Genomic DNA, 19,972 nt, shown 5'->3' with positions numbered 1-19,972 from the left:
GTTGCTCTAGAGGTCGCCGATATAGCCGGTCGGCTGGTCGGCGAGCGGGGCGAGTTCATTGAACAGGTTGCGCGCGCCGACGCGCAGCCGCAGGCTGTCCATCGGGCCGCCGTCGACGGTGTACTGGGCGTAGAGGCTGTGGGTCAGATAGTCGTCGACCCGCCAGCGCGTTCCGTCGGCGAGCAGGGCCGAGGTGTCGGTGACCGCGCCGACATAGCTGGCGAAATAGCCGATGCCGAAGCCACTGTAGCGCCAGGTGAGGCTCGCCGAGCCGCGCCACTTGGGCCTGCCATTCTCCTCGATCAGGCTCTGCGCGCCGACGATGTTGATCGTGCCGTCGATCGTTCCGTCCGCCTGCGCATCGATCAGCGACTGCACGGTCTCGTTGGGAACCTGATAGAATTCGAGCAGGCGCGCGGCGTTCACGCGGACGCTGAAGTCGCCGATCCCCGTGTCCTTGACCTGATAATAGACGCCGAGATCATAGCCGCGAACGGTGCGCGGGGTGAGGTTGGTGTAGTTGTCGATCACCTGGATGATCCGCCCGACGGGTGCGATGCCGGTGCCGGCAACCGCATCGATGTCTGCTTGCGTCGGTGCGGTGCGCTGGACATTCGGGTTGGACGATCCCGACAGGCGCAGCAGATAGTCGAGGATCAGCGCGTTCGTATCCCCGAACAGGCCGATCACATTCTTCTGGCGGATTTCCCAGTAATCCGCGGTGAAGGTGAGGCGTCCCGCGCGGCCCATATTGAGCTGGAAGGTTCCGCCGAGCGAGAGATTGTCCGATTCCTCGGGCTTCAGATCCTGGCTGCCGGAACGGTTGCTGACCACGCCCTGGCTGCGCGTGCAGTCGTCGAAATTGCTGATTGCCCCGGTGCGGAAATCAGCTTCGCAACGAATCCAGTCGGTGCGGGTATTCGAGCGCTGGATGCCGCTTTCGAACAGCTGCGGCAGGTTGGGCGCGCGGAAGCCCTGCGACCAGGAGCCGCGCAGCTGGAGGTTGGCGAACGGATACCAGGACGCCGCCACCTTGGGCTTGGCGACGGTGCCGAAACCTTCATAGGATTCGACGCGGCCGGCGAGCTGCAGGTCGAGCGAGCGGATCAGCGGCACATCCATGCGCGGCGAGACCACCGGCACCGCGAACTCGAGAAAGCCCGAAAAGACGTTGCGCTTGCCGCCACTGTCCGGCGTCGGGCTGGCGCCCATCGTGTCGCTGCCGTTGGACGAGCCGTCGAGCGCGGTGAAGGCGATCGTGCCGTCGAGCCGCGGATCGCGATCGTCGAAGAAGGTCTCGTGGCGGAACTCGACGCCCGCCGCCATGCCGACGCGGCCGCCCGGCAGGTTGAACAGGTCGTTCTTGCTGAGCTTGAAGTCGGCCATCGCCAGCTCGGAGGTGCTGATGCGGTAGATGTCGACCATGAAGCTGTCGATCACGCTCTGCGGGTTGGGCGTGCTGTCGAGCCAGCCGGGACGCAGGGGATCGCCGCCGTTGAACGGGTTGTAGGCGCTGGCGTCGGTGCGCGAGAGCGCTTCCTGGAACCTGGTCATGCTGATCGTGCGCATGCTGTCGCGCGTACGGGCGCGGGAGTAGAGCACGGCGCTGTCGAAATCGAAGCCGAAGATCTCGCCACGGAACCCGCCGAGGAAGCGCATCGTGTCGTTGCGGACGTTGACCACGAGCGGACCAGCATCGATCGGGCGATAATCGATCAGCTCGATCGGCACGCCGGCGTTGAGCACGCCGGTAAGGCCCGGAATGCGATTGGGACTGCCGACCGGCCCGAGCGGGTTGTAGAAGCCGTTGGCCGGGATGATCAGCCGCTGGCTGGCGAGCGAGGTGTCCTGCTCGCGCACCGATTCATAGTCGGCGCGGTACCAGGCGGCTTCGGCGAAGAATTCGAGTCCGCTGTCGAACTCGTGGTTGAAGAAGCCGAACAGGTTGAGCCGGTCGTTGCGGCCCATCAGCGTGCGGACGCTGTTGATGTCGTATTTGAGATTGTTGTCGGTCGAGGCGGTCGACAGCGAGCTGTTGTCCCAGCAGGTGCCGGCATAGGGTGTTGGGGCGACGCAGCTGCCGTTGCCGGTCGGCTGGATGTGGAAGATGCCGTTGGTGGTCAGCGTCGTGCCGTTGACCTGCGCCGCAGTGGTCGAGGCGACATAGCTGTTGGTCAGCCGCTGGAACTCGCCCCAGATGCTGTCGGTCGAGGTGTTGTCGAAATCGGTGTCGTTCGCGAAGGGGGTGCCGGCGACGAGCGGCCGCAGGTCGGCCGAGCGCGAGTTGCGGCGTTCGCGGGCGTAGAGCGGGTCGCGGTGGTTGTACGAGCCGAACAGCGAGATGTTGGTCTTGCCGCCGTTGAAGCTGTGGCCGGCCTCGAACGCGAACTCGGTCTCGATCTGGCCCGAATCCTCGGTGAAGCTCAGTTCGCCGGTCGCGCGGATGCCCTTGAAATTGTCCTTGAGCACGGTGTTGACCACGCCCGCGACGGCGTCCGAGCCGTAGATCGCGGCGGCGCCGTCGAGCAGCACCTCGACCCGGCGGATGCCGAGCACAGGGATGGCGTTGGTGTTGACGCTCTGCACCGGCACGAGGTTCTCGCTCTGGGTGCCGGGGTGGAGCACCATGCGGCGGCCATTGAGCAGTACCAGCGTGTTGCCGGTGCCGAGCGCGCGCAAGTTGATCGAGGCGGTGTCGCCGCGCGCGTCGTTGATGCCGCCGGCGTCGCGGCTCTCGTTGAAGGCGACGTCGCCCGCCTGCGGGATCGAGCGGAACAGCTCGTCGCCACTGGTCGCGGCGGTGGCGGCGATGTCGTCCTCGTTGAGCACGGTGACGGGCAGCGCGCCGGCGACGTCGGCACCCTTGATCTGCGAGCCGATGACGACGACTTCCTCGCCCTGTTCGGCTTCCTGCGCGGCGATGTCAGCGGCGGTCTGCGGCGCGTCCTGGGCCAGCGCGGCGCCGGCCGTGGCGAGCAGCGAGATGCCGCCGAGCAGGCCAGCGATACGGATTGTACGCTTCATGATGTTACCCCTTCCCTGATGTTCCCGTCTGCGGCGTCTGGTGCACCGTCAGGCTGTCCCCTCGATGATCCGCGCGACGCGCTCGGCCGACCCTGCAGCATAGGTCCAGCCGAGCCCGCCATGCCCGGTATTGGCGATCACCCCGGGCGCGATCCCTTGGGTGATCGGCAGCGAATCGGGCGTCATCGGGCGAAGCCCGGCCCAGCTCGATTCGATATTCGCATAGTCCGCCGCCCCCGGCAGCGCGGCGCGCGCGCTGTCGACCAGCGCGCACAACCGCCTGGAATCAACGCGTATGTCGCGATTGCCGAGCTCGGCAAGCCCCGCGATCCGCATGCGATTGCCGAGCCGCGCGAAGACCACCCGGTTGGCGACATCGGTGATGCTCGCGGCCGGCGCGGCGGGCCCCGGCTGCGTGGTGATCGAATAGCCCTTCATCGGCTGGACCGGCAGATACACGCCGAGCCGGCGCGCCAGCCGCGGCGCGGCGACTCCGGCCGACAGGATGATGCGGTCGGCCGGCACGCGGCTGCCCTCGGCGGTGACGATCGCGGGCTTGCTGCCGTTCGCCTCGATCCGGTCGACGGCGGTGCCGAACAGCGAGCTGCCGCCGGCGCGGAGCAATGCGTCGTGCGCACCGGTGCAGAAGCGGTGCGGATCGCCGACCGCTTCGTCGGCGGTATGCAGCGCGCCCACGATCGCGTCGCGCACGGGCGCGAGCATCGGCTCGAGCGCGACCGCCTGATCGGGATCAAGCAAGGTCTGGACCGCGCCACCGGCCTGCTTGAGCGCGACCATGGCCTGGGCGGCGGCGAAGGACCGGGCGCTGCGGTAGATGTGGATCTTGCCGGGCACGGCATGGCCGTAATCGAGGCCGTGGCGGGCGCTCAGCGCGTCCAGCGCGCGCCGCGATTCGGCGGCGAGCGCGAGCCCTTGCAGCGTGTTGCGGCGGAACCGAGCGGCGCTGCAGTTGCGCAGGAAGGCGATGCCCCAGCGCAGGAAGTCCGGATCGAGCTGCAGATGGAAGCGAAGCGCCGAATCGAGCCCGAGCAGCATGCGCGGGATCTGCGGCAGCGTCGCCGGGCTCGCCAGCGCGTCGGTATAGGCGTAGCTAAGCTGCGCGCCATTGGCGAAGGACGCGCCGAGACCGGGGCCGCGCGCCGAATCCACCACCGTCACGCGATGCCCGCGATCGGCGAGCGTGAGCGCGGTCGCCATGCCGACCACGCCGGCACCGACGACGATGATCTCCTTCTCGCGCATCAGCGACTCCCGCGCGGGGATGGAATGGATACGCTACGCAGTCGATGTCTCCCCCGGTCCAGCCCCCTTCCGGACTCAGGAGAAATTATCGTTCGAGCGAGGGTCGAAAAATATGGTTTTTGTTTGCGTATTATAGCCGCAGGTTATGCGTGGCTGCGGGTTTCGCTAAGAGTCGCTTCGAGCGTCCGCAGGAACTGTCGCGCGACGCGCGAGGGTTGGCGCTCCTCCAGCGTCGCCCAGGAAATGGTGAAGCGCAGCGGCGGATCGGTGGGCAGCCAGGTGAAGCCGGGCGCCGTCCGGGCGCGCGCGGTGAACTCGTCGATCACGGTGACGCCGCCCTCGAGCTGGGCGAGGCGGGCGGCGATGAAGAAGGTCTGCACCGACACCGTCTCGCGAAAGACGAGGCCGCGTTCGCGGGCGGCGCGGGTGAGCACGTCGCCGATCGGCCCCGCGGCGGTGACGCCGATCACGTCGCGGTCGGCCAGCAGATCGAGCGGGAAGCGCGGGCCGAGCGGGCCGAACATGCCGTCGGGGAACAACACGACGAGCTCGCCCTCGGCCAGCACCTGGCGGCTGAGACGCGGATGCGGCGGCGGGGTGTAGGCGATGGCGAGGTCGATCTCGCGCTCGATCAGCGAGCTGACGAGGTCGTCATGGTGATGGGTGTGGACCTCGAAGGTGACGCGCGGCGCTTCGCGGCGGAACTGCGCCATCGCCTGAGGGACGATGTCGAGTGCGAGGCTGGGCACGATGCCGAGCCGGATATGGCCGCCGCCGGCCTGGGAGAGGTTGCGCGCGGTCTGCTGCAGCGTGCCGAGCCGGTCGAACAGGTCGCCGGCCTCGCGCATCAGCGCATGCGCCTCGTCGGTGGGGATGAGGCGGCCGCGCGAGAGCTGGAACAGCGGGAAGCCGAGATTATCCTCGGCATGGTGCAGCGTCTTGGACACCGAGGGCTGCGAGACGCCCAGCGCGCGCGCCGCGGCGCTGATCGAGCCATGGTGATAGACGGCGTGGAAGACTTCGAGCTGACGGAAGCGCATCGGCGCATCTTAGGGCGCGATGCGGCGCTGGCAACGGGATCGGCGGGGCGGCCTGGGGCAGATCGAGACTCGGGAGGGCGGCGTTCTAAATTCCTCCCCCGGAGGGGGAGGTGGCGCCGCGAAGCGGTGACGGAGGGGTATTCTCCTCGGGCGATGCCGCTTGCCGAAACTACCCCTCCATCGCCTTCGGCGGTCCCCCTCCCCTGCGGGGGAGGAATTCGTGCCTCGTCCGCCTACGCGCTCCTAGACGTAATGCGGCTCGGGCCGTTCGCGCAGCTCTTCATAATGGACGAGCGCGGGTTCGGGGCCGAGCGGGACGGGTTGGCCGCCGCGGAACGCCCATTCGCCGCGGTCGCAATCGGCGGCGCGGACATAGCCGTTGATGTAGAGGCGGCGCTGATGATCGGCGCCGTTGCGGCCCGAGCCATGGACGAGATGCGGATGCCAAAGTGCGAGGTCGCCGGGCTCAAGGACCAGGTCGACCACGTTGCCCGGGTCGATTCCCGCGGCGACCAGCGCCTCGTCGCTCATCTCGGTGCCGAGCACCTCGGTCTCGGTATCGAGCTCGAGCTGCCCGGCGCGGTGGCTGCCGGGGATGAAGCGCATCGCGCCGCTCTCCGGTGTGTGCGGATCGATCGCGAGGCCGGTCTGGACATAGCTCGCGCCGAGGTTGCGATAGGCGTCGTCGGGCTTGCGGAAGCGCGAATCCTGGTGCCAGGCGAAGTCGCCGCGTGAGCCGGGCGCCTTCCAGTGCACCTGGTTGATGATCTGCTTGAGATCCCCGCCGATCAGCGGCGCGAGCGTCTCGGCGAAGCGGGGATCGAGGCGGACGGCGTTGAGCACCGGCTGGTGATAGGAAGGCCACTGGACCATGCGCACCAGCTGCTGGCCGTCGGCGTCCGGGGTCAGCTTGTAGAAGAGGTTGCCGTGGCGGAAGCTGCGGCCATGGGCCTCGCCCTCGAGATAGATCTGGTCGATGGCGGCGGCGATGGCGGCGATCTCGTCGCGGGCGAACAGGCCGCGGACAATCGCGTAGCCCTTCTCCCGATAATCGGCGAGATAGTCCATTTCACGCTCCCGCGGCGGTCAGCCGGTCGAGTTGATCCTTCGAAAGCTGCAGATCCCAGCCGGCGATCAGCTCGTCGAGCTGGGCGAGACTGGTGGCGCTGGCGATCGGCGCGGTGACGCCGGGCTGCGCGGCGAGCCAGGCGAGTGCGACCTGCGAGAGCGTGGCGCCGGTCTCGGCCGCCACCGCGTCCATCGCGGCGAGCACCTGGCCGCCCTTGCCCTTGAGCAGCTCGCCCATGCGGCCGCCGCGCACGCTTTTGCCAAGATCGGCCTCGCTGCGATACTTGCCGGTGAGGAAGCCCGAAGCCAGGCCGTAATAGGGCAGCACGCCGATATTGTGCTGGACGCACAGGTCCTGGAGCTCGCCCTCGAAGCGGTGGCGGCTGACGAGATTATATTCGGGCTGGAGCGCACGATAGTGCGGCAGCCCGTCGCGCGCGGCGATGTCGAGCGCCGACTTGAGCCGCGCGGCGCCGAAGTTGGAGGCGGCGATGTGGCGGACCTTGCCCGCGTCGATCAGCTTGCCGAAGGCGGCGAGGACGTCCTCCTGCGGCACCTTCTCGTCGTCCTGATGCGCATAATAGAGGTCGATCGTCTCGACCCCGAGCCGCTTGAGCGAGGCGTCGCAGGCGGCGGCGATATGCGCGGGGTCGAGCTGGCCGCCGCGATCGGGCGCAAAGCCGACCTTGGTCGCGATGCCGATGCGCTTGCCCGACGCCTTGCGCCATTCGCCGATCACCGACTCGGATTCGCCGCCCCGGTGGCCGGGAACCCAGTTGGAATAGACGTCGGCGGTGTCGACCAGCGTGCCGCCCGCATCGGCGAAGCGGTCGAGCAGCGCAAAGCTCATGTCGCGATCGGCGGTCCAGCCGAAGACGTTGCCGCCGAACACCATGGGAGGCGTCTTGATGTCAGTGACGCCGAGCTGGCGCATCGCCTTACTCCTTCGCCTGGGGCGCGTTGGCCGACATATCGGGATCGGTGGCGTTGATGTCGAGCATGTCCGCGGCGGCGTTGAGCTGCGCGGCCTCGTCGCCGCTGACGCCGGTGGAGTCGTCGGTCGAGTTGCACGCCGCGAGCAGCGTCAGCGGGAGCAGGAGGATCGCGCGCATCACGGCACCCTGTCGAAAAGGAGGGCGGAAAAGGGGGCCGCCGCGGCGGACGGCCCCGGAACACATCACTTCTTGAGTTCGTCGCCCGCGGCGTCGGCGGCGTTGCCGGCCTTCTCGACACCGGCGTCGATCGCGTTGCCGAGGCCGTCGGCGGCATTCTCGGCGGCACCGAGCGCGCTGTCGGTCGCGGATTCGACGTCCTGCGCGGCTTCGCCCATCGTCTGATTGGCGTCCGCGGCGATCGCGTTCGCGGCCTGCGCGGCTTCGTTCTGCGCGTTTTCGCTGCACGCGGCGAGACCCAGCGCAGCAACCGCGGCGAGGGGAAGAAGGACTCGTTTCATGCAAATTCCTCTCTGTCTTGGCCGGTGCGCCCGCGTGAGGCGCCCGGCGCAACCCTAGGGCATGCGCAATGTATGCCGCAAGTTTCGGGCATATGGCAGCGCACAAGCGCCCCAAGACGCTTGCCAAGAGACTTGCCTCTGGCGCCGCACGCGCCTAGATCGGGCAGCATGAACGGCCGCCCGATGAGGGCGGCCCTTATTGTTTCTGGAGACTTTGACGTGGCCCAGCCGCTCATGCCGCATGCGACCGCTTCCTGGCTGGTCGACAACACCGCGCTCTCGTTCGAGCAGATCGCCGAGTTCTGCGGCCTGCACATCCTGGAAGTGCAGGCGATCGCGGACGATACCGCTGCGACCAAGCTCACCGGCCGTGATCCGGTGCGCGCGCACGAGCTGACGATGGAGGAGATCGAGAAGGGTCAGGCCGATCCCGACTATCGCCTCAAGATGAGCAAAGGCCCCGACCAGGTCCGCCGCACCAAGGGCCCGCGCTACACCCCGGTGAGCAAGCGCCAGGACAAGCCCGACGGCATCGCCTGGATCATCCGCAACCATCCCGAGATCTCGGACGGCGCGATCGGCAAGCTGATCGGCACCACGCGCAACACGATCGCCGCGATCCGCGACCGCACGCACTGGAACATCGCCAACATCACGCCGAAGGATCCGGTCACGCTCGGCCTGACCACCCAGCGCGAGCTCGACGCGGCGGTGGCCAAGGCGGCGAAGGCGGCGGGGATCGAGGCGCCGGTCGACACGCGCCTGGAAGGCGACCGCGAGGCGCTGATCGAGCAGCTGCGCGCCGAGCGCGAGGCCGCGGCACGCGAGGCCGACGAGCCGGGCGCGGAGCCGACGCCGGACAGCATCTTCCGCAGCTGACCGGCAGCCGCCGCGCCGGGTGACGGCGCGGGAGGCCTTTTACCCGTCGATGTCGAGGCCCAGCGCGAGCCGGCCGGCGAGCGTGAGCTGCGGTCCTTCGCGCAAGGGATGGAAGCGCGCACCCTGGATGTCGCGGAACGCGCGCTCCAGCTCGTTCTTGCGATAGAAGCTCGCACCGCCGGCGAGCTCCATCGCGCGCTCGACCGTCTCGATCGCGGCGTCGCCCAGGAGCGTGCGACAGGCCAGCGCGCGGCCGGTGGTCTCGGGCCCTGGCTGGCCGTCGGTCGCGAGCTCGACCATCTCGCGCATCGCGAGCTCGGCGCGCAGATGCGCATTCTCCATTTCGCCGGCGAGGCGGAGGAGGTCGCCATCGGCCGGGCGCTTGCTCGCGATCTCCAGCGCGCGGCGGCGGGCGCCGTCGGCGATGCCCATATAGGCGGAGTAGATCGAGGCGAAGGCGATCATGCTGATCGTGTGGAACAGCATGTGCCATTTGCCCTTGGGCCGGCGCCCGGCGATCCCCGCATCGGCAACGAACACATGGTCGAGCACGATGTCGTTCGAGCCGGTGCCGCGCATGCCGAGCACGTGCCAGGTCTCCTCGATCGACACGCCGGCCGCGTTGAGCGGCACGCCGAAATGGAGGACGGTCGGACCCGCCTCGGGATCGTCATGGACCGCGCTGGTCATCAGCAGGTCGCCCATCTCGCACCCGCTCGAAAAGGGCTTGCGCGCGGTGATGTGGAAGCCGCCCTCGACCTTCTCCGCGACGCCGCCGCTGTCGAGCCAGTCCGAGCCGCCGCTCGACACGAGGATCAGGTCCTCGGCGGCGACGCGGCGGAGCAGTCCCTCGGTCGGCGCATTCTGGTGCGCGAGGCGCCACGCCGCGGCGGCGACGAGATGCGTATGCATCGAGAAGGCGAGCGCGGTCGAGCCGCACGCCGCGCCCAGCACGCGGATCGCGGCGAAGATGTCGGCGAATTCCGCGCCGCCGCCGCCGAGATGCGCGGGCACCAGCGCCTTGAAGAAGCCGGCGGCCTTGAGTCGCGCATAGCCCTCGGCGACGAAGCGCTCCTCCGCATCGTACTGGCCGGCGAGCTGGGCGATGTCGGCGGCAATGATATGCGCGTCGGCGACCCAGTCGCGGGGCTGTTCGTTAACTTGCGTCAGCATTCGAGATTCTCCGTAGTTGCACCGGAGGGCTTCGCCGATCATGCTAGGCTGGTTCCAGTTCAGAAACTGAACTTGCCCGATACAGTTACTGAACTAACGCTTCGCGCAATGTCGGAGAGGACGAACGATGGCGCAAGGCAGCTACAAACAATTCTGTCCGGTCGCGATGTCGGCCGAGACGTTGTGCACGCGCTGGACGATCGTGCTGGTGCGCGAACTGATCGCCGGCTCGACCCGATTCAATGATCTGCGGCGCGGGGTTCCGCGGATGTCGCCAGCCTTGTTGTCGCAGCGGCTCAAGGACCTCGAGGCGGCGGGCATCGTCGTGCGGGATGCGAACGGGCTCGATTACCGGCTGACCGCGGCCGGGCGCGAGCTGGAACCGATCGTCGATGCGTTCGGCATCTGGGGACAGCGCTGGATCGACCATGAGCTCTCGCTCGAGCATCTCGATGCGCAGCTGCTGATGTGGGACATGCGCCGCAATCTCGATCCCACGCCGCTGCCGCCGCGGCGCTCGGTGATCCAGTTCCGCTATCCCGAGCAGCCGGAAGTGCACCGGCGCTGGTGGCTGGTGGTCGCACCGGACGGTGCGGTCGATCTCTGCTCGATGGATCCGGGGTTCGATGTCGACCTGTATGTCTCCACCGACCTGCGGACGATGACCGCGGTCTGGATGGGATATGAGAGCCTCCGCGCCGCGCTGGACGAGGAGCGGGTGATCGTCACCGGCGACCCGGCGATCGCCGCGCAGATGCAGCACTGGCTCGGCCTCAGCAGCTTCGCGAAGCACGCGCGGATGGCCGCCTAGGCTCGACGGCGTATCTGCGGGACGGCGTCTGGTGGTATCGCGCGGCGTGAGATAGGCTCGCTCGGCAACGCGATTCCGGGAGCAGGACGATGTGTGACGAGCTGACCGATGCCGACAATGCGCGCCTGTTCGGGAAGGTCTCGCGCCGCGAGTTCACGGGGATGACGGGCGCGGCCGCGCTCACCGCAATGCTGCCCGCGCCGGCCAATGCCAAACCGTTGAAGGGCCGCGATATCACCATCAAGACGCCCGACGGAGTCGCGCAGGCCTATTTCGTCGCGCCGGACAAGGGCAAGCATCCCGCCGTACTGGTTTGGCCCGATATCGGCGGGCTGCGGCCGTCGTTTCGCAAGATGGGCGAGCGGCTGGCGCAGTCAGGCTATGCGGTGCTGACCGTGAACCAGTTCTACCGCTCCGCGCCACTGCCGATCGTGAAAGAGGGCGAGACGTGGAGCCAGCCGGAGATCCGCGCGAAGCTGATGGAGTGGCGCAAGTTGCTGACCGCCGATGCGGTGATGCGCGATGCGGTGGCCTTTGCGGCATTCCTCGACAAGCAGCCGGAGGTGAACACCAAGCGCGGCATGGGGACGACCGGCTATTGCATGGGCGGGCCGATGGTGATGCAGACCGCGGCGGCGGTGCCCGGCCGCATCCGTGCGGGGGCCTCGTTCCATGGCGGCGGGCTCGCCACCGACAGGCCCGACAGCCCGCACCTGCTGGTGCCGAAAATGAAGGCGAGCTTCCTGTTCGCGGTCGCCGAGAATGACGACCAGCGCAACCCGAACGAGAAGGAAACGCTGCGCAAGGCGTTCGCCGACGCCGGGCTGCCGGCCGAGATCGAGGTCTATGCCGGAGCGATGCACGGCTGGTGCCCGCCCGACAGCCCGGCCTATAATCAGGTGCAGGCCGAGAAGGCCTGGGGCCGGCTGCTCGCGCTGTTCGGCAAGGCGCTCGCCTAGGCGAGCTTCGAGCCCAGCTTCGCCGCCAGATATTCGAGATTGGCGACGCGGCGCCACAGGCCGCTGTCGGTGATGTGTTCGATTCGGAAGAAGCGGCGCATCGCCGGGAAAGCCGGATCGATCACGCGGTTCATATAGTCGGGTTCGAGCAGCCCGCCATGCTCGTCACCCATCGGGCCGAGGCGGCGGCGGATGGCATAGGTGTGCTGACGCAGCCATATCGGGCGGATGCGCGTCGACCATTCGGCGAAGCGGTGCTTGCGCCCCGGCGGGCCGGTGAAGTCGTGGCCATAGGCCGAGGGCTGGGCGGCGAGCTGCGGGTCGATCGCATTGAGCAACGCCGCCTCGAACCGGCCGGCATGCTTGCGTGCGAGCGGGAGCGTCATCGCCTGCGCCACCACGCGATGGTCGAGGAAGGGCATGAGATAGGGGCTGTAGCGGCCCTCCAGGCTGATCTCACGCCCGAACAGCGCGCGGCAGCGGATGCGCGGATAGATCTGCTCGATGCGCGCGCGGTCGAGGCGGCTGGTGGCGGCGGGCGGCTCGATCGCGGTGCGGATCTTCTCGGCGATCGAGTCGAGGAAGGCGCGCGGGTCAAAGGCGCTGGTGGCGTCGCCGGGGACGAAGCGGGCGAAGAAGGTGCGCGCGACGTCCTTCGCGCTGAAGCGGCGGTCGGGCAAATAGAAGAAGTTGCGGTAGATCTCGCCGCACCCACCCGACACGGCGAGCGCGCCGCCGGCATGGCGTGCGAGCTGCGCGGCGCCATGCGCGCCATTGTCGAAGATGTTGCCGAAGGTGGGCAGGCCGTCGAACTGGTGGAAGTTGCGCTCGACCAGCTCGGGAAAGGCGTCGGGCGGCGGGGTCTCGGCGTATTTGTCGGTCCAGGCGACCTCGAAGCCGAGCGCCTTGCCCATTGCCTGCGCGATCTCGACATCCTCGTCGCCGGGCAGACCATAGACATAGAGCTCGGGGCGGCAGCCCGCCTCGCGCAGTGCGGCGAGGACGAGGCGCGAGTCGAGCCCGCCCGAGAGCGGGCTGCGGATCTGGTCGCCGAACTGCGCGACATGCGCGCCGACGATCGCCGCAAGCGGGGCGTGGTGGTGCGCGATCTGCTCGGCCAGCGGCAGGTCCGACGGCGCGGCCGGCAGCGGCTTGTCGACACGGTGGCGGATCGTGCCGCGCTCGGTGAGCTCGACTACCTCGAAGGGGGAGAGCGTCTTGAGCTCGGCGAACACGCTGTCGTCGCCGAGCGGCATGACGTTGAACGCCAGCTCATAGACGCCCTGCGCATCGAAGCTGAGCCGTGGCAGCGCCTCGGCTGCGGCGAGGAAGGAGGTCGAGAACAGCCGGTCGCGGTCGTCGCGGAACAACTGGAAGGCCGCGAAATAATCGCCGAACAGGAAGCTGCGCCCGCCGCGGCGGACCAGGGCGACGAACTGGCCGCCGATCCGGTCCCAGTCGAGCGCGAGCGGATCCATCATCAGCAGCGCTTCGAGCGCGGGGTGGCCGAACTTGCCGTCGACCACCGGCGTGCCGGCGGCCGCGACGAGATCGTCGCCGCGCACCAATAGCCCCTCGGGACCGCCGACGATATAGGGGAAGTGCAGCAGCGACCAGCCGCGCAGGGCGTGCGCGGCGGGCGCGGGGAAGCCCTGTGCGGCGAATGCCGTCCGCGCGGCGCCGAGGGCGGATTCGGCGAAGGCGGGATCGTCGTTACGCGCGAGAAACAGGCCGGCCATAGAGGCGCCTTTAGCCGATCACGTGGCGGCTGGCGCGGGGGAATTGCGCGGTTTCCGCATCGGCTGCATCCCCTCCTCGGCGCGCTTGCGGGCGAGATAGGTGTCGAGCCCGATCTGCGCGCCGACCAGCATGTAGACGAAGGGATTGAGCGCAATTCCGACGAACAGCGAGCCGAACAGATAAATCATGTGCGCATGCTGGAGCGCGGTGGCGAGCGGCGAGACCCAGGCCTGGTCGGGCGGCGCCTTCCAGTAGCGGCGGCGCAGCACCTCCATGCGCAGGATGCCGCCGAGATGGATCATCAGCCACAGGATGAGGCCGGGCCAGCCCTGCTCGCCGAGCATCTCGAAAAAAGCCGAGTGATAGGCGCGGGCCTTGTCGATCTCGGGGGTGCGCACGACCGTGACGTTGGGGCCTTCGCCGACCACCGAGACCTTGTCGTACTTGATCTCGTTCTGGCGATACGCCTCGAACCCGCCGCCGAACGGGTGGTCCTTCACATACTCCCAGGTCCATTTCCACACCTCGATCCGGGTCGAGGCCGAGGCATCGGCCTGATAGGTGCGGATCGTGCCCATCCGCTCGGTGAACGCGGTGGGCAAGAAGGGAATGGCGGCGAGGCCGAGCAGCGCCGCGCCGCCGACATAGAGCATGCGCCGCTTGACGTCGCGCAGCATCAGCACTGCGAGCAGGGCGATGCAGACGAGGCCGGTGCGCGCCTCGGTCCCCACCGGCATCAGCAGGCAGGCGAAGATCAGCGCATAGCCGAACAGCTTCACGCGCCAGTCGGGCGGGAAGATCGTGCCGTAGCGCGTGAACCACAGGATCAGCGGGATGATGCAGATGGCGACGGCGGAGATGATGCTGCCTTCGAACAGCCCGGAATTATTGTCGACGATGAGCTTCAGCTGGCCATAGCCGCCGCCGCCGAGCGCGGTCTTGAGGCCGCCCGAGATGATGATCGTCGCGACCGAGAGCAGCATGAACAGCAACAGCGCCTCGATCCTGAGCTTGGTGCGCAGGGTGAGGGGGAGGAAGATCGCGAAGGCCAGCGCCTTCCACACCCAGTCCCATTTGAACGCCGCGTCGATCGGGAAATCGGCCTTGGTCGTGGTCCACCAGCAATAGGCGAGCAGCGCCAGCATCAGCCCCTGGCGCGGGGCGAATCGCGTATCCTTCTTGTCGTCGAAGGCGAGCCAGGTGACGACCGCGAACCCCACCGCCATCGCCGAGATCGGGAAGGCGTTGAGCAGGAAGTAGCTCATCCGCTGCGGCGAGACGACGTCGATATAGACATAGGCCAGCACGAAGATGAACGGCCGGCGGAAGCCGAGCGCAAAGATCGCCGCGAGGAATGCAATGAAGGCGAGATCACGCACGCTTGCGGCCCCAGCGGTTCTTCGGCGCGGAATCGCCAGCGGGCGGCGGGGTCTCGTCGTCGAGCGTGGGGCTGTGGATCAGCCGCCACGCGGTGAGCAGCAGCAGCCCATGGGTGAGGGCAAGCACCAGACTGTCGATCATTGGCGTCCCTCTACGCGCGTGAAACCGGCGACCTTCCTAGCCCGGCTCGGTTGACGCGGCGTTAAGTGCTGGCGTGGCAAGGGCATCGCGTCATGCGCATCCTGCACGTCCTCGATCACTCGCTGCCGCTGCACAGCGGCTATACCTTCCGCACCCGTGCGATCCTGAAAGCGCAGATCGAGCGCGGCTGGACCGTCGCCGGGGTGACCGGGCCGCGCTACCATACCGGCGACGCGCCGTTCGAGACGCTCGACGGGATCGACTTCCACCGCACCAGGCAGATGCGCCGCCTCCCGCCGGTGCTGGGCGAGGCGGCGGAGATCGCGGCGTTCGCGCGGCGGATCGACCAGGTGGTGCAGCGCTTCCGGCCCGACATCCTCCACGCGCACTCGCCGGTGATCGATCCGCTCGCGGCGATGCGCGCGGCGAAGAAGCACCGGATACCGCTGCTCTACGAGATTCGCGCCTTCTGGGAGGACGCGGCGGTGGGCAATGGCACGGGGCGCGAGGGTTCGCTCAAATACCGCGCGACGCGCGCGCTCGAGACCTTCGCGTGCAAGCGCGCCGATGCCGTGGCGGTGATCTGCGAGGGGCTGAAGCGCGACCTGGTGGCGCGCGGGATCGACGCGGACAAGATCATGATCTCGCCCAACGGCGTCGACCTGCATCTGTTCGGCGAGCCGCCGGCGCGCGACACGGTGCTGTCGGCGGAGTGGGGGCTGGACGATGCCGAGGTGATCGGCTTCATCGGCAGCTTCTACGATTATGAGGGGCTCGACGACCTGATCGCGGCGATGCCCGCGCTGGTGGCGCTGCGGCCCCGGGCGCGGCTGCTGATGGTCGGCGGCGGGCCGATGGAGGAGAAGCTCCGCGCGCAGGCCGCGGCGTCGAGTGCGGCCGGCGCGATCCACTTCGTCGGGCGCGTGCCGCACGAACAGGTCGAGCGCTATTATTCGCTGATCGACCTCCTGGTCTATCCACGCAAGCATATGCGGCTGACCGACCTCGTCACGCCGCTCAAACCCTTGGAGGCGATGGCGCAGCGGCGGCTGGTCGCGGCGTCGGACGTCGGCGGGCATCGCGAGCTGATCCGCGACGGCGACACCGGCACTTTGTTCCCGCCCGACGACCCGGCGGCGCTCGCCCAGGCGGTCGCGGCGGTGTTCGACAATCGCGCCGGCTGGGACGCGCAGCGCGAGCGGGGGCGGACATTCGTTGAGAAAGAGCGTAACTGGTCGTCAAACATTTCACGCTACGAACCTGTTTACCAAAGGCTGATCGCGGCCCGTGGGCGGGATGGGAAATGGTTGCGTACACCCTCGTTCAACGTCTGACTCCAAACCTCGCGCTGGCCGGCGCGGGGTTGGCGGGCGTGCTCGTGGCGCTGGCGACGCTGGCGATTCCGGCTCCCCTGCTCGAGGAACTCGTGGTGACGAGCGGCATCGCCGCCTTCGTTCCGGCGGCCGAGCCGCCGCTGGGCGTGACCGCGCGAATCTGCGTGGGCGTGTTCGCGGGCGGCGCCGCGGCGCTGATCGCCTGGTTCCTGCTCTCGGCATTGCTCGTCTGGCGCGATTCGCGGGGCAAGGTGGAGGAGGAGGGTATCCGCCGTCCCGCGGTGCGCCGCGCCGATGCTCATCCCGACGCGCCGCCGCGTCCGCCGCTGCTCGCGACGCGCGATCTCGGCATGCCTTACCGCGCGAAGGTGGAACAAGTGGACGCCGAATCGGAGGATTCGCTTGCCGATGCGCGAATCTTCGCCGGGGCGGAGGGGAAAGCGGAAACGGTGAACGCGGATGTTCGCGATCTGCATCTGCCCGAATTGCTGCCCGAGCCCGTCATCGCGATGGGGTCGCCCGCGCCGCCGGCCGAGTCGGTTCCGGCCGTCGCGATTCCCCAGCCGCAAGTGGAACCCAAGGTGGAGATGCCGTCGATCGTCGCGCGGTCCGCGCCGCCACTCGATCCGCAGCCGCTGCCCGCCGACCTTGACCAGCCGCTCTCGGCCTTCGATCCCGAAGCCATTCCCGAGCGTCCGCTGGCGCCGCCGCCGCCGCTCAAGCCGCTGCACCGCGCGCCATCGCCGGTGTTCGCCGAGGGCGAGCGGTTCGAGACCTTCGAGTTCACACCGTCGTCGCGTCCAGCGCTTGCTGCATCTGTCGCGCCCGTTGTCCCACCGCGCTCCGACAGCCTTGCCGCGCCCGAGACCGAGGCGAGCGTCCACGCGCTGCTCGACCGCCTTGAGCGCGGGATCGTCCGCCGCAGCGAGCAGGTTCCGGCAGCCGAAACCGAAACAGCCCCGGCGCCGCCGCCCGAGCCGTCGCCCGAACCGGAAGCACTGGGGCTGGAAGGCGCGCTCGCAGCGCTGCGCAAGCTCGCGGTCCGCGTCTAGGGTCTGGACCCTAGCAATCCTCCACGGTCAGCGCTTCGAGCTCGACCTCGGCCTGCGTGCCGATGCGCTGCTCGCCCGCCACCGCCAGATCGGCGACGAGATGGCCGCGCAGCCTGAACTCGGCCTCGGGTAGCGCCGCCAGCCAGCGGTCGAGCAGCGGAGATGCGGCCGCGGTGATCGTCATGCGGTGCCGCGCGCCGGTGAAGGTCGCGCTTGCCCAGCTTGTCCAGTCCGCAACGAGGATCGTCAGCGCGATCCCCTCCGCCTCCGCGCTGCGCGCCAGCGCGCGTTCGAGCTGCGTTCCGGCGTCAAGCCAGCAGCTCATGGCCGCGGCTCCGGCGGCGGGGGCGAGGCGAGGAACGCCTCGACTCGTGCCAGCGTACGCGCCCGCAATTCGCGCCCATTGCGCAAGTCGCCCACCAGGCGCGGGTCGCGCACCGCCAGCCGCCCGAATTTGGTTTGCGGCATGTCGTGCTTGCGCAGATACCGTTCCACCTTGCTCAAAATTGCCATCGACCACACCCGTTCCTTTCCCGCGATTCGACTCGGATGTTCATTAAATGTTCCCATTTCCAACTTGTCTAGGAAAAATCCTACGGCTATGGAGTGGACATGGAATCGATCGAGCAACGTGAGGCGCTGGAGCGCGCGGCGGCGGCGCGCGGGGAGTCGCTGGCGGCGCTGTCGCGGCTGATCGGGCGCAATGCCGCCTATCTCCAGCAGTTCGTGACGCGCGGCAGCCCGCGGCTGCTGGCCGAGGCCGACCGGCGCAAGCTGGCGCGCTATCTGGGGATCAGCGACGTGGCGCTCGGCGGTCCCGCGGCGGAGGGGCTGGTGCCGGTGGCGCGAGTCGATGCGGGCGCGGCGGCGGGGCGCGGGCGACTGGTCGAGAGCGAGCGGCGCAGCACGCTGCTGCTCGACCCGGCGCTGCTGCGGCGGCTGGGCGTGCGCGCCGACATGGCCTCGACCATCCGGGTCGAGGGCGCGTCGATGGAGCCGACCTTATGCGATGGCGACGAGATCCTGGTCGACGGTGCGCGGCGGGCGCTGGGCGCGCGGCCGGCGATCTATGTGTTCCGGCGCGAGGGGCTGGTGGCGGTCAAGCGCCTGCGCGCGATGGGCGGCGAGGTGGAGGTGGTGAGCGACAATCCCGCCTTCGCGGACGAGGTGGTGCCGGCGCGGGCCATCGACGTGGTGGGGCGGGTTGTGTGGCTGCACCGGGCGCTGGTCTAGGCGGTCGCCATCGCTTTGCGATCCTGTTTGGCAGCGGCGCGGAAGAAGGCGGCCGATGTCAGCCACAGCATGATGAAGACGGCGCTCCACAGCATGATCCTGGATGCACCACCCGGCAGGCTCGCGGTCGACGGCGCGGTTACGTAGGCCAGGCAGAGCAACGCCTGCATGATCGCGACACCGACCATGGTCCGCGCCATGCCCGCGGGGCGGAACCAGGCGGCGAACCAACCCACGCCCGTGGCCATGATCAGCATGAAGAAGCCCATGCCGCCGCCATCGTCGCGGACGATGGTGGTCCACACCGTCAGGAACGATGCCACGAATGCAACGGCAACGCCGCCACGGTAGTTCCAGCTTCCGCTCGCCCGTTCGCTTGATCCAGTCATGTGCTCGCCTCCTGTGGAATTGAGGGCCGTCGTGGCACAAGCGAGGATGACCAGCATGAGCGGAAGGTGAGGAAAGGCTGAGGAATGATCCTTGGCATCTTTACGGGGGTGAGCCGGTAAAGAAGAAGACCCTCCCCAACTCCTCCCGCGAAAGCGGGAGGGGCTATGTGAGCGGCGGTTACTCCAGCCCGAACAGCCGCTTCGCGTTGCCGTAGCGGATCTTTGCCTTCTCCTCATCCGTGAGAGCCAGCTTGTCGAGCGCGACGAGTGTCGCCGGGAGCGAGAGCTGGGGGAAGTCCGAGCCGAGCAGGACATTGTCGATACCGACATTGCGGATCGTCCACACGAACTCGTCCTGGATCGGCGAGCCGGCGGCGATGTTCACGCCCCCGGAGATGTCGAAATAGATGTTGTCGCCGAACAGATTCTCGGCGGTGCGCGCGAGCGGGAGGATGTTCCAGAAGCGGAAGTTGAGCGCGCCCATGTGCGCGAACAGGAACTTGGTCTTGGGCGCGGCCAGCGCGAGGTTGAACAATTTCTCGCAATCGTCGGGGACGATCGCGGCATTGTCCATCATCACCACCACGCCGAGTTCGCCCGCACGCTTCGCCAGCGTCAGCACGCGCGGGTCGGCGGCGTCGAAGCGCTGGGTGTGCGGGTGGATCTTGAGCACCTTGACCCCGCGTGCCGCCACCCGCTCGAGCTCGGCGACCGCGGCGGCGCCGTCATAAGGATGGACGGTCGCGACCGGCAGCATGCCGGGGTGCCGCGCGGCCATCGCGATCAGCGTGTCGTTGTTGGCGCGGGTCTCTTCGACCTTGCCCTCGGGCGCTTGGTGCGGGCCGCCGAACCACATTGCGCTGAAGCCGGCGACCTTGACGTTCGCGGCTTTGAGCTGCGCCTCGTAATCGGGGATCGACGCCTCGCCCTTGTGCAGGTGGACATGGGCGTCGAACACTTGCTCCTGGGCGAATGCCGGTCCCGATGCGGCCAGCAGGGCGCTGGCGAGCAACAGCGATTTCACGCGAGTCCC

Annotated in this window: 21 protein-coding genes; 6 read left to right on the top strand and 15 right to left on the bottom strand. The window is 68.4% G+C overall.

Translation table 11 applies throughout. The features are described 5' to 3' along the window. Positions 1-6 precede the first annotated feature (6 nt). From OK349_RS15900 to OK349_RS15870, 7 genes are all read right to left on the bottom strand, one after another. A complete protein-coding gene (locus OK349_RS15900; protein WP_265118887.1) occupies positions 7-3,024 on the bottom strand; it encodes a TonB-dependent receptor domain-containing protein in 3,018 nt (1,005 codons plus the stop codon). Between the two features lie 48 nt (positions 3,025-3,072). Then, a complete protein-coding gene (locus tag OK349_RS15895) occupies positions 3,073-4,287 on the bottom strand; it encodes an FAD-dependent oxidoreductase (RefSeq protein WP_265118886.1) in 1,215 nt (404 codons plus the stop codon). A gap of 143 nt (positions 4,288-4,430) precedes the next feature. Next, entirely contained in the window at positions 4,431-5,327 is an 897-nt protein-coding gene (locus tag OK349_RS15890; RefSeq protein WP_265118885.1) for a LysR family transcriptional regulator, read from the bottom strand. 243 nt (positions 5,328-5,570) lie between these two features. Next, entirely contained in the window at positions 5,571-6,395 is an 825-nt protein-coding gene (locus tag OK349_RS15885; RefSeq protein WP_265118884.1) for a phytanoyl-CoA dioxygenase family protein, read from the bottom strand. 1 nt (position 6,396) lies between these two features. Then, positions 6,397-7,329, bottom strand: a complete 933-nt coding sequence (locus OK349_RS15880; RefSeq protein WP_265118883.1) for an aldo/keto reductase — start codon at positions 7,327-7,329, stop codon at positions 6,397-6,399. Positions 7,330-7,333: 4 nt separating this feature from the next. After that, complete coding sequence (locus OK349_RS15875) at positions 7,334-7,507, bottom strand: hypothetical protein (RefSeq protein ID WP_265118882.1); 174 nt, start codon at positions 7,505-7,507, stop codon at positions 7,334-7,336. Positions 7,508-7,572: 65 nt separating this feature from the next. After that, positions 7,573-7,848, bottom strand: coding sequence for a hypothetical protein (locus tag OK349_RS15870; RefSeq protein ID WP_265118881.1), 276 nt, complete (start codon positions 7,846-7,848; stop codon positions 7,573-7,575). Between the two features lie 219 nt (positions 7,849-8,067). Here OK349_RS15870 and OK349_RS15865 point away from each other — a divergent pair, with 219 nt between their 5' ends. Then, entirely contained in the window at positions 8,068-8,727 is a 660-nt protein-coding gene (locus tag OK349_RS15865; RefSeq protein ID WP_265118880.1) for a DUF1013 domain-containing protein, read from the top strand. 39 nt (positions 8,728-8,766) lie between these two features. Here OK349_RS15865 and OK349_RS15860 read toward each other — a convergent pair whose 3' ends face one another. After that, a complete protein-coding gene (locus OK349_RS15860; protein WP_265118879.1) occupies positions 8,767-9,900 on the bottom strand; it encodes an acyl-CoA dehydrogenase family protein in 1,134 nt (377 codons plus the stop codon). A gap of 127 nt (positions 9,901-10,027) precedes the next feature. On the opposite strand from OK349_RS15860, the gene OK349_RS15855 reads away from it, so the two are divergent. Together OK349_RS15855 and OK349_RS15850 are read left to right on the top strand one after the other, a co-directional pair. Then, positions 10,028-10,711, top strand: a complete 684-nt coding sequence (locus OK349_RS15855) for a winged helix-turn-helix transcriptional regulator (RefSeq protein WP_265118878.1) — start codon at positions 10,028-10,030, stop codon at positions 10,709-10,711. Positions 10,712-10,800: 89 nt separating this feature from the next. Beyond that, positions 10,801-11,670: a dienelactone hydrolase family protein gene (locus OK349_RS15850; protein ID WP_265118877.1), complete on the top strand. Its 870-nt coding sequence runs from the start codon at positions 10,801-10,803 to the stop codon at positions 11,668-11,670. Here the strand turns inward: OK349_RS15850 and OK349_RS15845 are convergent. From OK349_RS15845 to OK349_RS15835, 3 genes are read right to left on the bottom strand one after another with little or no spacing between them, the layout of a single operon-like run. Then, a complete protein-coding gene (locus OK349_RS15845) occupies positions 11,667-13,409 on the bottom strand; it encodes an asparagine synthetase B family protein (protein WP_265118876.1) in 1,743 nt (580 codons plus the stop codon). The two genes, OK349_RS15850 and OK349_RS15845, sit on opposite strands and share 4 nt — an antisense overlap. An 18-nt stretch (positions 13,410-13,427) precedes the next feature. Beyond that, a complete protein-coding gene (locus tag OK349_RS15840; protein WP_265118875.1) occupies positions 13,428-14,789 on the bottom strand; it encodes a DUF5935 domain-containing protein in 1,362 nt (453 codons plus the stop codon). After that, the gene (locus tag OK349_RS15835) at positions 14,782-14,931 is read right to left on the bottom strand and encodes a hypothetical protein (protein ID WP_265118874.1); all 150 of its coding nucleotides are present in this window, start codon (positions 14,929-14,931) and stop codon (positions 14,782-14,784) included. The genes OK349_RS15840 and OK349_RS15835 overlap by 8 nt, the downstream gene beginning before the upstream one ends. 92 nt (positions 14,932-15,023) lie before the next feature. Here OK349_RS15835 and OK349_RS15830 point away from each other — a divergent pair, with 92 nt between their 5' ends. Continuing rightward, entirely contained in the window at positions 15,024-16,265 is a 1,242-nt protein-coding gene (locus OK349_RS15830; RefSeq protein ID WP_265118873.1) for a TIGR04063 family PEP-CTERM/XrtA system glycosyltransferase, read from the top strand. Next, positions 16,235-17,317 carry a hypothetical protein gene (locus tag OK349_RS15825; protein ID WP_265118872.1) on the top strand — a complete coding sequence of 361 codons (1,083 nt, stop codon included), beginning with the start codon at positions 16,235-16,237 and terminating at the stop codon, positions 17,315-17,317. The genes OK349_RS15830 and OK349_RS15825 overlap by 31 nt, the downstream gene beginning before the upstream one ends. A 10-nt stretch (positions 17,318-17,327) precedes the next feature. Here the strand turns inward: OK349_RS15825 and OK349_RS15820 are convergent, their stop codons facing one another. After that, positions 17,328-17,642 (bottom strand): hypothetical protein, encoded by a 315-nt coding sequence (locus tag OK349_RS15820; RefSeq protein WP_265118871.1) that lies wholly within the window; start codon positions 17,640-17,642, stop codon positions 17,328-17,330. Further along, positions 17,639-17,812 (bottom strand): hypothetical protein, encoded by a 174-nt coding sequence (locus tag OK349_RS15815; RefSeq protein WP_372340578.1) that lies wholly within the window; start codon positions 17,810-17,812, stop codon positions 17,639-17,641. The genes OK349_RS15820 and OK349_RS15815 overlap by 4 nt, the downstream gene beginning before the upstream one ends. A gap of 117 nt (positions 17,813-17,929) precedes the next feature. On the opposite strand from OK349_RS15815, the gene OK349_RS15810 reads away from it, so the two are divergent. After that, positions 17,930-18,550 (top strand): S24 family peptidase, encoded by a 621-nt coding sequence (locus OK349_RS15810; protein ID WP_306310669.1) that lies wholly within the window; start codon positions 17,930-17,932, stop codon positions 18,548-18,550. Here OK349_RS15810 and OK349_RS15805 read toward each other — a convergent pair. Both OK349_RS15805 and OK349_RS15800 read right to left on the bottom strand, forming a co-directional pair. Further along, positions 18,547-18,996: a hypothetical protein gene (locus OK349_RS15805; protein ID WP_265118868.1), complete on the bottom strand. Its 450-nt coding sequence runs from the start codon at positions 18,994-18,996 to the stop codon at positions 18,547-18,549. The two genes, OK349_RS15810 and OK349_RS15805, sit on opposite strands and share 4 nt — an antisense overlap. 121 nt (positions 18,997-19,117) lie before the next feature. Beyond that, positions 19,118-19,963 carry an amidohydrolase family protein gene (locus tag OK349_RS15800; protein ID WP_265118867.1) on the bottom strand — a complete coding sequence of 282 codons (846 nt, stop codon included), beginning with the start codon at positions 19,961-19,963 and terminating at the stop codon, positions 19,118-19,120. Between the last annotated feature and the right edge of the window lie 9 nt (positions 19,964-19,972).

This window comes from Sphingomonas sp. BT-65 (genome assembly GCF_026107375.2).
Lineage (GTDB): Bacteria > Pseudomonadota > Alphaproteobacteria > Sphingomonadales > Sphingomonadaceae > Sphingomonas.
Note: the sequence above shows the minus strand (reverse complement) of the source record. Positions and strands in the feature narration are given on the sequence as shown.

Bases quoted from the DNA above. Each gene is read 5' to 3' on its own strand.
- OK349_RS15880 (WP_265118883.1), bottom strand. From the start codon at position 7,329: ATGCGCCAGCTCGGCGTCACTGACATCAAGACGCCTCCCATGGTGTTC.
- OK349_RS15875 (WP_265118882.1), bottom strand. From the start codon at position 7,507: ATGCGCGCGATCCTCCTGCTCCCGCTGACGCTGCTCGCGGCGTGCAAC.
- OK349_RS15830 (WP_265118873.1), top strand. From the start codon at position 15,024: ATGCGCATCCTGCACGTCCTCGATCACTCGCTGCCGCTGCACAGCGGC.
- OK349_RS15890 (WP_265118885.1), bottom strand. From the start codon at position 5,327: ATGCGCTTCCGTCAGCTCGAAGTCTTCCACGCCGTCTATCACCATGGC.
- OK349_RS15825 (WP_265118872.1), top strand. From the start codon at position 16,235: ATGGTTGCGTACACCCTCGTTCAACGTCTGACTCCAAACCTCGCGCTG.
- OK349_RS15855 (WP_265118878.1), top strand. From the start codon at position 10,028: ATGGCGCAAGGCAGCTACAAACAATTCTGTCCGGTCGCGATGTCGGCC.
- OK349_RS15900 (WP_265118887.1), bottom strand. From the start codon at position 3,024: ATGAAGCGTACAATCCGTATCGCTGGCCTGCTCGGCGGCATCTCGCTG.
- OK349_RS15850 (WP_265118877.1), top strand. From the start codon at position 10,801: ATGTGTGACGAGCTGACCGATGCCGACAATGCGCGCCTGTTCGGGAAG.
- OK349_RS15835 (WP_265118874.1), bottom strand. From the start codon at position 14,931: ATGATCGACAGTCTGGTGCTTGCCCTCACCCATGGGCTGCTGCTGCTC.
- OK349_RS15810 (WP_306310669.1), top strand. From the start codon at position 17,930: ATGGAATCGATCGAGCAACGTGAGGCGCTGGAGCGCGCGGCGGCGGCG.
- OK349_RS15820 (WP_265118871.1), bottom strand. From the start codon at position 17,642: ATGAGCTGCTGGCTTGACGCCGGAACGCAGCTCGAACGCGCGCTGGCG.
- OK349_RS15895 (WP_265118886.1), bottom strand. From the start codon at position 4,287: ATGCGCGAGAAGGAGATCATCGTCGTCGGTGCCGGCGTGGTCGGCATG.
- OK349_RS15860 (WP_265118879.1), bottom strand. From the start codon at position 9,900: ATGCTGACGCAAGTTAACGAACAGCCCCGCGACTGGGTCGCCGACGCG.
- OK349_RS15885 (WP_265118884.1), bottom strand. From the start codon at position 6,395: ATGGACTATCTCGCCGATTATCGGGAGAAGGGCTACGCGATTGTCCGC.
- OK349_RS15845 (WP_265118876.1), bottom strand. From the start codon at position 13,409: ATGGCCGGCCTGTTTCTCGCGCGTAACGACGATCCCGCCTTCGCCGAA.
- OK349_RS15805 (WP_265118868.1), bottom strand. From the start codon at position 18,996: ATGCTGGTCATCCTCGCTTGTGCCACGACGGCCCTCAATTCCACAGGA.
- OK349_RS15870 (WP_265118881.1), bottom strand. From the start codon at position 7,848: ATGAAACGAGTCCTTCTTCCCCTCGCCGCGGTTGCTGCGCTGGGTCTC.